The following is a 12492-nucleotide window of genomic DNA, read 5'->3' on the forward strand; positions in this document are numbered from 1 at the left end:
CTTGAAAAAGTGAGTGTGGAGAGGAACGCATGAGCGAAAACACAGGAAGCGTCTTGTCGACGGTCTTCAGAAACCGGATTAACGGTGTTCTGGCAGGTCTGCTGTTCTTATTCCTGGGTATCTTTATTGCCATTACGGTTTATGTAAACGCCCTGGCAAATCGGGATGACCAGTATATTGAGCACGCGGGTGAGCTGCGGGTACTGTCGCAGGAACTGGCAAAAAACGCGGTGGAAGCGGCCGGTGGTAAAGAAGAAGCCTTCGGTCAGTTACGTTTAGCACGTGATAACTTCGACCAGCGCTGGGGCTATCTGACTCGCGGTAATCCGGCCACTGGTCTGGATCCGGCGGAAGTTGCCACCATGACCGACGTACAGGGTATCTGGGACTCGGTAAAAGGTAACGCTGACCAGATTATCCGTGCCCAGGACATTATTCTCTCTCTGCACGAAGTTGCCGCGACACTGGCGGAAACGATTCCTCAGCTGCAGGTGGAATACGACGAGATTGTAGAAATTCTGCTTGATAACGGCGCTCCTGCTGATCAGGTTGCGGTAGCACAGCGTCAGTCATGGCTGGCGGAACGTATCGTACGATCGGTGAACAAGGTACTGGCTGGTGGTGAAGACGCGGTAATGGCGGCAGACGCCTTCGGTCGGGATGCATCCTTGTTCGGTCGGGTACTGAACGGCATGATTCAGGGCAACGTTGCCATGAACATCTCCCAGGTAACCGATGAAGAAGCAATCTACGCACTGGCCGAGGTCGCCGAACTGTTTGAGTTCGTATCCGGCTCGGTTGATGAAATTCTTGAGACTTCTCCAGAGCTGTTCCAGGTGCGGGAAGCATCCGACAGCATCTTCGCAGACTCCCGTACTCTGCTTGATCAGACCTCTCAGCTGACAACCAGTATTCAGTCTGATACCGGCGAACGTGCATTAATGCAAATCGTTGGTTATATCTCTGCTCTGTTAGCCATCGTAATGATGATTGCCTTCGGTGTGGTTTCTTACCGTGAAACACGTCGCGACCTTGATGAAACAGCCAATAAAAACGAAGCTAACCAGATGGCGATTCTGCGTCTGCTGGATGAAATTGCTGACCTTGCAGATGGTGACTTAACAGCATCTGCAACGGTAACGGAAGACTTTACCGGTGCGATTGCTGACTCCATTAACTACGCAATCGACCAGATGCGCTCGTTAGTATCCGCGATTAACGAAACAGCGGTACAGGTATCCTCCGCTGCTCAGGAAACCCAGGCGACAGCAATGCACCTGGCGGAAGCATCTGAGCACCAGGCTCAGGAAATTGCCGGAGCATCGGCCGCGATTAACGAAATGGCGGTGTCGATTGACCAGGTATCGGCTAACGCCTCGGAATCTTCCGCGGTTGCGGAGCGATCGGTTGCGATCGCGAACAAAGGCGCCGAAGTGGTACAGGCAACGATCAACGGCATGGATAACATCCGTGAGCAGATTCAGGAAACGTCTAAGCGTATTAAACGTCTGGGTGAATCCTCGCAGGAGATTGGTGACATCATCTCCCTGATTACCGATATTGCCGACCAAACCAACATTCTTTCTCTTAACGCTGCTATTCAGGCATCGATGGCGGGTGACGCCGGTCGGGGCTTCGCGGTAGTTGCGGATGAGGTACAGCGTCTTGCGGAACGTTCTGCTGCGGCAACGAAGCAGATTGAGGCGCTGGTTAAAACGATTCAGAACGATACTAACGAAGCGGTTATCTCGATGGAAACCACCACCTCCGAGGTGGTACGTGGTGCTCGCCTGGCACAGGATGCGGGTGTTGCCCTGGAAGAGATTGAGAACGTATCGAAAAACCTGGCGGAATTGATTCAGAACATTTCCAACGCCGCACGTCAGCAGGCTTCTTCTGCGGGTCATATTTCCAATACGATGAACGTTATTCAGGAAATTACCTCGCAGACTTCTGCCGGTACCACCGCGACTGCGAAGTCGATTGGTAACCTGGCAGAAATGGCCAACAAACTGCGTGAATCGGTGGCGGGCTTTAAGCTGCCGGAAAGTGAACTGGAGCTGGACGAGCAGCAGGTTCTGTAACCTGCTGAACCTCTATGTCTCATCAGTATCGATCCGGGTTAACAACGGTTCCTGAGCTGGACGATGTCCAGTTCGGACGCTGGCAGAATCTGCTGGAAGAGCGCACAGGTATGTGCCTGCCCAGTCAGAGGCGTTCCTTTTTACAGACCAGTTTGGGTCTGCGCATGCAGGAAGTCGGCTGTCAGAGTTACCAGGAATATTATGACCGCGTTCTTAATGGCCCGACCGGAGCCATTGAATGGAGCACGCTGGTTGATCGGTTAACCGTGCAGGAAACGCGCTTTTTCCGTGACCCGGATGCTTATGCTTTTGTGGATCAGTATATCCAGCAAAAAGCGGCTGAAATGGATGCTGATGAAACACTGGAATGCTGGAGTGTCGGGTGTTCTTCCGGAGAAGAAGCGTACAGCTTGTCGATGGTCGCAGATCGCTATCTGACACCATTTAACAAGCGCTACGCCATTACCGGAACCGATATCTCCACTATTGTACTGCGCAAAGCCCGGGCCGGACGTTACCAGCCCCGCGCATTGGACTGGGTACCACAGGAATACCTGGCCCGCTCGTTCAAAACCAGTGGCATTAACGAAATAGAAATCAGTGATCATTTACGCAAGCGTTGTTGTTTCAGTCAGGTGAATATCCTCAACCTGAGTGCTTGTCCGCTGAACTCTCAGCATGTGATTTACTGCCAGAACGTATTGATTTATTTCCGTCGGTGGCGCCGTCGGGAAATATTAAATGTACTGGCCGAACGACTGGCTCCCGGAGGCATTTTGGTTATAGGTCTGGGAGAGATGGTGGATTTTCAACATCCACTGTTAGAGCCGGTTCGTAGCAGTCAGGTATCTGCATTCGTGCGTAAGAAAACGAATCCGACAGGGGAGACCACAAGGCGATGAGCCAGGACTACATCGCCCTGGAATGGGTAAAAGGGGAAGTCGAAGAGACGCTGCAGCAGGCACAGCAAGCGCTGGAAGCCTATGTGGAGAACCCCGAGGACACTAGCCGACTCAAGTTCTGCCTGAGTTATCTGCACCAGATCCATGGCACTCTGCAAATGGTGGAGTTTTATGGTGCGGCGCTGTTGGCGGAAGAAATGGAAGCGGTGGCTACCGCGTTGGCTAATGGTACAACCGATTACGAACGTGCGCTGGAAGTGCTGATGCAGGCGATTCTGCAGCTGCCTCACTATCTGCAGCACGTTAAAGTCGGACGTCGTGATTTGCCAGTGGTGCTGTTGCCAATTCTGAATGAATTGCGTGCTGCCCGTGGTGAAACCTATTTGCCGGAAGCTGCGTTGTTCACTCCGGTTATCAAACACAATTCCCTGTTAACTCCCAAGCAAGCAGCCACTTATAACGGCAAAGATTTCCGTTTGTGGGCGAAAAAAGTTCGCCAGATGTTGCAGGCTGCGATGTTGCAGCTGATTCAGAACAAACAACCTGAAGTTGCCAAGCAATACCTGACCAAGGTGTTTGCCCGTCTGCACAAAGCATTACACGCCACACCGCAGGGACTGATCTGGTTGCCTGCACTGGCATTTGCCGAGTGGCTACAAAAACAGAATGAACTGACCGATGACGCCAAAAAGGTTCTTGGTCAACTTGAGCGATTAGTACGTTCCTCTATTGAAGAGGGTGCTACGGCTGTTAATCGCGCGCCGGATGATGCGCTGATCCGCAGTTTATTGTTGTTTATCGCCGAATCCGATGTGAATGGCGAAGCGATTCGCAAAGTTCGTCAGCAATTTGCACTGACCAAGGCTCTGGTCAGTGAAGAAGATGTTGCACAGCAGCGTGCCGAGTTGGCTGGTCCGGATAAAGAAACGGTTGATCAGGTTCTGCATGCGTTGGTGGAAGAAATTGCCACCGTTAAAGATCGCCTGGATTTACTGGTACGCGGTAATGAAGATCGCGCCGCGACCCTGACTGAAGTGTCTCCTGCTCTGAAACAGATCAGTGACACCATGTCGGTTCTTGGTCTGGGCATGCCGCGCAAAGTGTTGCAGGAGCAGCACAGTGAGGTGACTCGACTGATCGATGAAGGTCAGGCGATTGAAGATCGTCATCTGATGGATATTGCCGGTGCGCTGCTGTACGTCGAAGCGACACTGGGTGGAATGAAGAGTGAAGGTGATCTGCATGCTCAGGTCGCCGAGAGTTCTCTGACCGACGCTCAGAAAGCGGTGTTACGTGAAGCGCGTAACGTGCTGGAGCAGGTTAAAGACGCGATTGTTGAATACATTGCCAAGCAATGGTCAGCGCAGGAACTAACGGATGTACCGTCTTTGCTACACAGCATCGAAGGTTCGTTAAGCATGATTCCGCTGCCACGCGTTGCTGGCATCCTGTCACGTGCGGCGGCATTCGTTCAAAACCAGCTGATTGATGAAGAATTAAAACCTCAGTGGTCAGTACTCGATACTTTGGCGGATGTTCTGACCGGTGTTGAATACTTTATTGAGCGCTACTCTGAGAAGCCTAACAATGCCGGTGAAGACCTGCTTGAGCGCGCTGAAGAATCGCTGCTTGAATTGCCGGCAACTGAGCCGCTGGGCGACGCCATCGATGATATCGAGCTCGATATCGATGATTCATTAGGCGAAGTTGCGGTTACGTCATTTGGTGATGCTCTGGATCTGTCCGCCAGCGATGCAGCTGCCGAAGTGGAAGTTGCTGCTGACACTGGTACTGAAGAAGCGGATCAGGTCAGCGAAGAAATTGAGCTGGGCGCTGAAGACGTTCAGGCAATCGAGGAAACGGTTGCTGATATTGCAGTGCTGCACAACGATGCTGCTGTAGAAGACGCAGAAGAAGAGATTGCGCTCACTGAGGCTGTAGCAGAGACCGATGTCGAAGACGCTGCCGAGCCAGAGCCGGTCGTTGAAGCTGTCGCAGAAAGCTCTGCGGTACAAGATGATGACGATGATCTGATTGATGATGAGATCATCGAAATCTTCCTCGAAGAGGCTGAGGAAGTTACCGAAACTCTCGACGAATACTGGCCACAATTTAAAGCGGATCGTAATGATCAGGAAGCCATGACCACAGTTCGTCGTGCTTTCCATACGCTCAAAGGCAGTGGCCGTATGGTTCAGGCTGCCGTGATTGGCGAGCTGGCCTGGTCGGTAGAAAACATGTTTAACCGGGTACTGGATGAAACCATCAGTATTTCCGACAACCTGGTTGCGTTGGTTGATCACGTAATCAGCTGCCTGCCGGAGCTGCTTGATGATTTCCGTAATCGCCGTCAATCAGCGATCGATACCCAGCCGTTAATGGATTACGCCAATTCACTGGCTGCTAACGAAGTGGTTGAGCCATTCGCTGAACTGTTGGCGGAGCCACAGGCCGAAGCTGCTGCAGAGCCAGTTGCTGAGACGGAAGAAGACGAAGATGCGGCGTTGCTGGAAGTTTTCGTTAACGAAGCTAACACTCATCTACAGACCGTTGAATCCTTCCTGCAACAGTCGCGCGATGAAGATTTTATTAACCCGTTGAGCGACCAGCTGCAGCGTGCCCTGCATACTCTCAAAGGCAGTGCACATATGGCGGGCATCGCAGCCATCGCTGATGTTGCGGCACCGCTGGAGAAACTGGTTAAAGAACTGCGTGCCTATCAGGTTAAAAACTCCCCGGGCATTGTGAATCTGGTGGAAGAAGGCGATCAGCTGATTCGCACCGGATTGGCTGACGACTCTTTAATGGCGCTGGAGCAGATTGCCGGTACCGAAGACTTTGTTGATCGTATTCAGCAAATGGAAAAGCTGTTGCTGGAGCCGCTGATTCAGGCGCAACAGACCGGCAGCATCGGGCCAACACCACAGACCATTGCGACCTTCCTTGCCCAGGGCATGGATTCATTGCTGGACGCTGACTCGCTGTTGAAACAGTGGCAGGAACAGGCCGATGAAGACATTTTGCTGAACCTCAGTAAAGATCTTGATCAGGTTGCTCGTGGTGCAGCAAAAGCAGAACTGCCAAATATCGAAGCGCTGGCAAATGCGTTGGATGTTTTCTACGGACGCATGCTGACTGAAAAAGCAGATGCAGCCGAATCTCCACTGGATCTGTTGGCTCAGGCACAGGAATCATTGCTGGGAATGATGGACTGCCTGGCCGCGGGCCAGGAAACTCAGCCAGCCGATCAGTTGATAGAAGCGTTAACCGATTGGCAATTTAACAGCGTCGAAGAACAAGAGATCGAACTTGAGCTTGATGTTGTTGAAGAACCAGCGGCTGCCGTTGTTGATGTCGATGAAGATCAGGATAGCGATGTTGAGCTGCTGATTGAAGACGACGCGATTGAACTGGAGATCGACGAGGTAGATACCGACGTTGAGTCTGAGAACCAGCCGCAAGTCGATGATTCGTTGTCGGCAGACCTGCCTCCTGTTGCTGATGTTATCGAAGAGGATGAAGACGAGATCCTCGAAATTTTCCTCGAGGAAGCGGAAGAGGTTTCTGAAGCGATTGAAAGCGCGATGGAGCGCTGGCAACAACAGCCTGATAACCTGCTTGATGTCGCTCAGCTCCAGCGGGAGTTGCATACCCTGAAAGGTGGTGCACGTATGGCAGAGCTGCAGGAAATTGCTGAGCTGTGCCATGAATTAGAAACCCTCTACGAAAAAGTAAATGATGGTCGTTTGTCCGTCAGTAGCGACTTATTTGCATTGCTACAGCGCAGTCATGATGCATTGGCCGCGCAACTGGATGCAGTACGCCAGGGCCAGCAAGCCGCAAACGAACAACCACTGATTGATGAAATTCTGCAGTTTGCCCGTGGTGGCAACAGCGAATTCTCTGCCGTTAGCGACGATAGCGATGTTCAGGTAACAGAATCTTCGCTGGATACAGAAGCAAACTCGGAAGCCGATATGGCTGCCCCTGTGGTGGCTGATGTGCCGGTTGTCGAAGCGTTGGATGAATCCGACCGGGAAATCCTCGAGATCTTCCTGGAAGAAGCTCATGAACTTCAGGAGCAGCTGGATAAAACACTGCATGACTGGGCGCAGGAAAACGAAAACTTTGCTCATGCCGCCGAGGCTCAGCGGGTATTACACACCCTGAAAGGTGGTGCGCGATTAGCGGGTCTGACTGATATTGGTGATCAGGCTCACGACTTCGAAGCCAATATCCTCAAGGCGCAGCAGGGTCAGATCATTATTGATCCTGAGCTGTTCAAGCAATACTACAAGGTACATGACTCTCTGACCCAGAAGATCGAGGCCGTTGCCGCAAGTCTGGAATCGGATGGTTTTGTATCGTTGGGTGAAAAAGCCATCCTGGTCGACGCCGATGAATTATCTGCGCCGATGGTGGAAGTTGTTGAGTCAGATGCTGATGCCATCGATGTGCCTGTTGTTGTCGAAACCGCCGACGAGCAGAGCGATGAAGCAGGAACCGAGACCAACGTTGTGCCGCTGCGTCGTGACGTAGCAGAGCAAAAGCCAGCTCCGGCAACGCCAGCTCAACCACAAGCACAGCCTCAGTCTACCGTTCGTAAAGCACCTCAGGAACTGGTTAAGGTTTCCGCCGATCTGCTGGATAACCTGGTAAACCTGGCGGGTGAAACCTCTATTGGTCGAGGCCGTCTGGAGCAGCAGGTAACAGACTTCTCTTATACGCTCGACGAAATGGACATGACACTGGATCGTTTACGCGACCAGTTACGTCGTCTGGATATGGAAACCGAAGCTCAGGTGTTGTTCCGTCAGGAGCGTCAGGGCCCGCAATACGAAGACTTTGACCCGCTGGAGATGGACCGCTATTCAGCGATGCAACAGCTGTCGAAGGCTCTGGTTGAATCTGCATCGGATTTGCTCGACCTGAAAGATACACTGTCGAACAAAACCCGTGATGCTGAAACTCTGCTGCTGCAACAAAGCCGGGTGAATACCGAGCTGCAGGAAGGTCTGATGAAGACCCGGATGGTACCGTTCCAGCGTCTGGTACCGCGTCTGCGCCGTATTGTTCGTCAGATCAGCCTGGAATTAAGCAAGCAGGTTGAGCTGAAAGTATTTAATGCCGATGGCGAGATGGACCGTACGATTCTCGAGCGGTTAATTTCTCCACTTGAGCACATGGTTCGTAACGCCGTTGACCACGGTATGGAAACCGAAGAACAGCGTCGTGAAGCTGGTAAATCTGACGTTGGTAATATTGAGCTGGATATCTCCCGCGATGGTGGTGATATCGTTCTGACGCTGCGTGATGACGGTCGTGGTGTAAACCTCGAAGCCGTACGCAAAAAAGCGATTGAACGTGGCTTGATGGCACCGGATGCCGATTTGTCAGACGACGAAATTACCCAGTTTATTCTGCAGGCTGGTTTCTCTACCGCTGAGCAGGTTACTCAGATCTCTGGTCGTGGCGTTGGTATGGACGTTGTGAGCAGTGAGATTAAGCAGATGGGTGGTAGTGTTGCCATTCGTTCGCAACAGGGTGTTGGCACCGAGTTTGTTATCCGTCTGCCGTTTACGGTGTCGGTCAACCGGGCACTGATGGTGCGTGTTGGTGACGACCTGTACGCCGTTCCTCTGAACAATATTCAGGGTATTGTGCGTGCTTCCGCTGCTGAGCTGGAGAAGCTGTATGAGCTGCCGTCCGAAGAGCGCAGCTATGGCTACGCCGGCAACGACTATCGCCTTGAGTATCTCGGCAACATGCTGGATAACGAAGCACAGCCTAAGTTCGCGGCGCAGCATTTACCGCTGCCGGTACTGTTGATTCGTGGTGCTGTGCCATTTGCCTTGCAGGTAGATTCGTTGCTGGGCTCACGTGAGATTGTGGTAAAAACTCTCGGTCCTCAGTTTGCTTCGGTGATGGGGGTGTCCGGCGGTACCATCTTGGGTGATGGTAGCGTTGTAATCATTCTCGATTTACCTGCAATGATTCGTACTCAGTCAAGCCTTGAGTATCAACAGGCGAAAGCACTGGATGTTCAGGATGCTGAACGCCGTCACGAGCTGGAAAACCGTCTGCCGCGTATCCTGGTAGTCGATGACTCGGTGACTGTACGCAAGGTAACCACGCGTTTGCTGGAACGTAATGGCATGGAAGTGTTCACGGCTAAAGACGGTGTGGATGCCATGGCGACCTTGCAGGATCACAAGCCGGATCTGATGCTGCTGGATATTGAAATGCCACGTATGGATGGCTTCGAGGTTGCGTCTCAGGTTCGTCACGATTCTCGTCTGCAAGATATTCCGATCATTATGATTACTTCACGTACCGGTGATAAACACCGCGAGCGGGCGATATCGATTGGTGTGAACGAATATATGGGTAAGCCGTTCCAGGAGGATAACCTGCTGGCCACTATGAATCGCCTGTTGGGTCGTAAGGAACACTGATATGGCGTTGCCGAAAGTCGGCATTCTGGCTGATGACCGGTTGCAGCAACATCTGCTGAAAGCAGCGTTGCTGCATTTTGGTTTTGATGTGGTGGTGAATGCTGACCCTCAGCGCATGGATTTGCTGAATCTTGATGAATTACATCTCGATGCCTGGTTGATCGACTTACGCGATGAAGATGGCGAACATCTTCATTGGCTCGACAAGTTATTGGATGGCGATGCGCCCGTGTTGATGGGCGTCGAGCAGGCTCCGAATAAAAACTGTGCGACCTTTCCTAAATGGGAGAAGCGGCTTTACAGTAAGCTTCGTGAAATGGTTAAAGCGACACCGGTAATGGCGGAAGATGTATCCGTATTACAGAAGCTTGCAGCCAGCACTGGCAGCGGCAAAATTGCATTGCCGGCGATGTTTAATGATCTGGATTTTTCCGATCGCACGGCAACCCAGGTCTGGGTGTTAGGGGCATCTTTGGGTGGTCCGGGGGCGGTGAAAGAGTTTCTCGATGCTTTGCCTGGTGGGTTACCGATCGCATTTATCTACGCCCAGCATATTGATCCCCGCTTTGAAGATACCCTTGCAAATACCATTGGTCGCCATGCGGAATATCGCTTACGCGCCTTTGCCGAAGGCGATGGTTTGCGTTGTGGTGAAGTGCTGGTGGCGCCGATTGAAAACGAATTCCGCTTTAATGATGGCCTGATGCATTGTCACGGTGAGAGCTGGCCGGGGCCTTATGGACCATCAATCGATCAGGTGATTCTCAACGTTCATGCCTGCTATGGGGATCGTGCCGGTTACATCCTGTTCAGCGGCATGGGCAATGATGGTTCCGAAGCGATTGTCAGCTTGCCGGAGAATCAGCAAAAGATCTGGGCACAGAAGCCAGAAACCTGCGCCAATGCGTCAATGCCGGAAAGTGCGATAGAAACCTCCCGGGTACGTTATATTGGTGACCCGCAGCAACTGGCGCTGCAACTGGTAAATCATATTAAAAACAATTGGGTGAAAAACAATGAGTCAATCACTGACTAAAACCAACGCGCCTGACCAGGTTGATTGTCTTCTGATTCCACTGAAGGATAAGAACCTGTTGTTGCCTAACGTTGCTGTGGCTGAGATTGTGCCGTTTTCACACCTGCTGACCACAACATCCAGTGTCGACTGGATTCTTGGCCGAATTGACTGGCGTGGCGTACCTATTCCGGTGCTGTGCTACGAGATGTTATCCGCTCAGGGTGCTCCTGCGCCAAATCCCGAAGCTCGTTTTGCCGTAATTAACGGCGTTGGGGACTATGCCGAGATGCCATTTTATGCGATGTTAGTACAAGGTATTCCAAGGCTGACCCACGTTAATAAGGATGACATCCAAACCGTGGAAGCTATGAATATGGGTCAGTTTGATCAAACTGCAGTAACGGTTGATCGCGACCCGGCCATCATTCCGAATTTAGATTTGATAGAACAAGAACTAATAAAATACATCTAGTGAGGTAATCATGCTGAAGTGGCTGTTTGCGCTGTTTTTACCTTTGTTCAGCCTTAATCTCTGGGCTGCTGCTGAAAATACCAAAGATCTGCTGACGCTGGAGGCTCACGCATACCGTCTGACAGCTGATATCAGCATCCTGGCGTTGCAAGAGGGTGGGCAGCGTTACCAGCGCCGCCTGGATAACACCATTTCCTCTGGTAATGCTGTGGCAGAGCGCCTGCGTGGTCATCTGCCAACCGTTGCCCGCCAATGGCAGGTTTCTACGGAGTTTGTGCAGCAGGAAAGAGCTGTTGCTGCGGCTAATTCTGACGTTAACTTCACTAACGATCTGGAGGCTGTGCAAAACAAGCTCTACCAGAAAATTCAGCAGGCTAAAGAAAAGCTCAGCCTTGAAGAGCTGAATCAGAGTGAAGCAGCCGCCTTAGTCGCCATGATTGCACTGGAGCAGATGGTTGCTGAGTACATGTACTACAACATCAATGTCTTTGGTGGTCATGCTGTAACCAACTCGCGCATGGCAGATAATGCAGCAACTTTCCGCGACTCTGTGGCACAAATCACTGGCCACGACACGAACCGCAAAGCGATTGAAGCGAAATGGCGCTTTATTGAAAAGACACTGCTCGCTTACAACCAGCAGTCCGCAGCCTTTATTGTGATGAAAACCACCGATAAGATCCGCTCGCTACTGCCAGTCTGATTAATCGTCTCTGATACCTATTTCTTCGCTTCCGGCTCAGGCAGTTGAACCTGACCGGAGGTGATAACCTCTCCGCCAGACCATAACTTCCATTCACCTCGTTGATAAATATCCCATGACTCATCGGTTGTCAGTGGCTCTGTTGCTATGATGCTGACAACATCATTCGGTGTGGTTTCCGCTTCAAAGTCGATTGTTACATCGGCGTCTTTTAACTGTGCTGGGCCAAAGGGCGCGCGCCGTGTGATGCTGGCTAATTTGGTGGAGCAAAATGTGAACAGCCATTCGCCGTTGCTCAGTAAACAATTGAATACCCCCTGACGGGCGTATTCACCGGCCAGTTCAACCAGAATACCGGACAGCTGCTCCGGGGTATCTGTGGTTGTTGCGTTCTGACGCAGACGATTCATCAGGTCACAGAAAATCTGCTCGCTGTCGGTCTCGCCAACCGGTTGATACAGTCCGGGCTGATAACTGAAATTATTAATCTGGCCGTTGTGGGCAAATACCCAATAACGGCACCACATCTCACGAGTGAAGGGATGGGTATTCGCCAGGCAAACATTACCAACGTTAGCCTGGCGAATATGGCAAATTGCCGTTTCGCTTTTAATCGGATGGGTCTCCACCACCTGAGCAATTTCTGAGGAGGCACTGGCACAGGATTCATGGAAGCTTCGAACGCCTTTACCTTCATAAAAGGCGACTCCCCAGCCATCGGCATGAGGGCCGGTTTCGCCACCACGGCGGGTCAGGCCACTAAAACTGAAACACAGGTCGGTTGGGGTATTGGCACTCATGCCCAGTAGTTCGCACATAACTCATCGTCTTGTCAGTTGATCTCGATATGATAACCGA

Annotated in this window: 7 protein-coding genes; 6 read left to right on the plus strand and 1 reads right to left on the minus strand. The window is 51.8% G+C overall.

The features are described from left to right. The first annotated feature begins 29 nt into the window (after window positions 1-29). Genes ACOQOZ_RS16200 through ACOQOZ_RS16225 form a run of 6 tightly spaced genes read left to right on the plus strand, consistent with a single transcriptional unit; the run spans window position 30 to window position 11634 of the window. Window positions 30-2084 (plus strand): methyl-accepting chemotaxis protein, encoded by a 2055-nt coding sequence (locus ACOQOZ_RS16200; RefSeq protein ID WP_420589190.1) that lies wholly within the window; start codon window positions 30-32, stop codon window positions 2082-2084. Between the two features lie 14 nt (window positions 2085-2098). Next, window positions 2099-2986, plus strand: coding sequence for a CheR family methyltransferase (locus ACOQOZ_RS16205; protein WP_420589191.1), 888 nt, complete (start codon window positions 2099-2101; stop codon window positions 2984-2986). Next, the gene (locus tag ACOQOZ_RS16210; RefSeq protein ID WP_420589192.1) at window positions 2983-9441 is read left to right on the plus strand and encodes an Hpt domain-containing protein; all 6459 of its coding nucleotides are present in this window, start codon (window positions 2983-2985) and stop codon (window positions 9439-9441) included. Before ACOQOZ_RS16205 ends, ACOQOZ_RS16210 begins: the two co-directional genes overlap by 4 nt. Before the next feature lies 1 nt (window position 9442). Beyond that, the gene (locus ACOQOZ_RS16215; RefSeq protein WP_420589193.1) at window positions 9443-10477 is read left to right on the plus strand and encodes a chemotaxis protein CheB; all 1035 of its coding nucleotides are present in this window, start codon (window positions 9443-9445) and stop codon (window positions 10475-10477) included. Continuing rightward, on the plus strand, window positions 10458-10931 hold the full coding sequence (locus tag ACOQOZ_RS16220) for a chemotaxis protein CheW (protein WP_420589194.1): 474 nt from the start codon (window positions 10458-10460) through the stop codon (window positions 10929-10931). The genes ACOQOZ_RS16215 and ACOQOZ_RS16220 overlap by 20 nt, the downstream gene beginning before the upstream one ends. A gap of 10 nt (window positions 10932-10941) precedes the next feature. Further along, window positions 10942-11634 carry a hypothetical protein gene (locus ACOQOZ_RS16225; RefSeq protein WP_420589195.1) on the plus strand — a complete coding sequence of 231 codons (693 nt, stop codon included), beginning with the start codon at window positions 10942-10944 and terminating at the stop codon, window positions 11632-11634. A gap of 17 nt (window positions 11635-11651) precedes the next feature. On the opposite strand, the gene ACOQOZ_RS16230 is transcribed toward ACOQOZ_RS16225, so the two are convergent. After that, window positions 11652-12452 carry a class II glutamine amidotransferase gene (locus ACOQOZ_RS16230; protein ID WP_420589196.1) on the minus strand — a complete coding sequence of 267 codons (801 nt, stop codon included), beginning with the start codon at window positions 12450-12452 and terminating at the stop codon, window positions 11652-11654. Between the last annotated feature and the right edge of the window lie 40 nt (window positions 12453-12492).

Origin of the sequence: Bacterioplanoides sp., assembly GCF_965219715.1 — a bacterium.
GTDB lineage: Bacteria > Pseudomonadota > Gammaproteobacteria > Pseudomonadales > Oceanobacteraceae > Bacterioplanoides.

Bases quoted from the DNA above. Each gene is read 5' to 3' on its own strand.
- ACOQOZ_RS16200 (WP_420589190.1), top strand. From the start codon at position 30: ATGAGCGAAAACACAGGAAGCGTCTTGTCGACGGTCTTCAGAAACCGG.
- ACOQOZ_RS16205 (WP_420589191.1), top strand. From the start codon at position 2,099: ATGTCTCATCAGTATCGATCCGGGTTAACAACGGTTCCTGAGCTGGAC.
- ACOQOZ_RS16210 (WP_420589192.1), top strand. From the start codon at position 2,983: ATGAGCCAGGACTACATCGCCCTGGAATGGGTAAAAGGGGAAGTCGAA.
- ACOQOZ_RS16215 (WP_420589193.1), top strand. From the start codon at position 9,443: ATGGCGTTGCCGAAAGTCGGCATTCTGGCTGATGACCGGTTGCAGCAA.
- ACOQOZ_RS16220 (WP_420589194.1), top strand. From the start codon at position 10,458: ATGAGTCAATCACTGACTAAAACCAACGCGCCTGACCAGGTTGATTGT.
- ACOQOZ_RS16225 (WP_420589195.1), top strand. From the start codon at position 10,942: ATGCTGAAGTGGCTGTTTGCGCTGTTTTTACCTTTGTTCAGCCTTAAT.
- ACOQOZ_RS16230 (WP_420589196.1), bottom strand. From the start codon at position 12,452: ATGTGCGAACTACTGGGCATGAGTGCCAATACCCCAACCGACCTGTGT.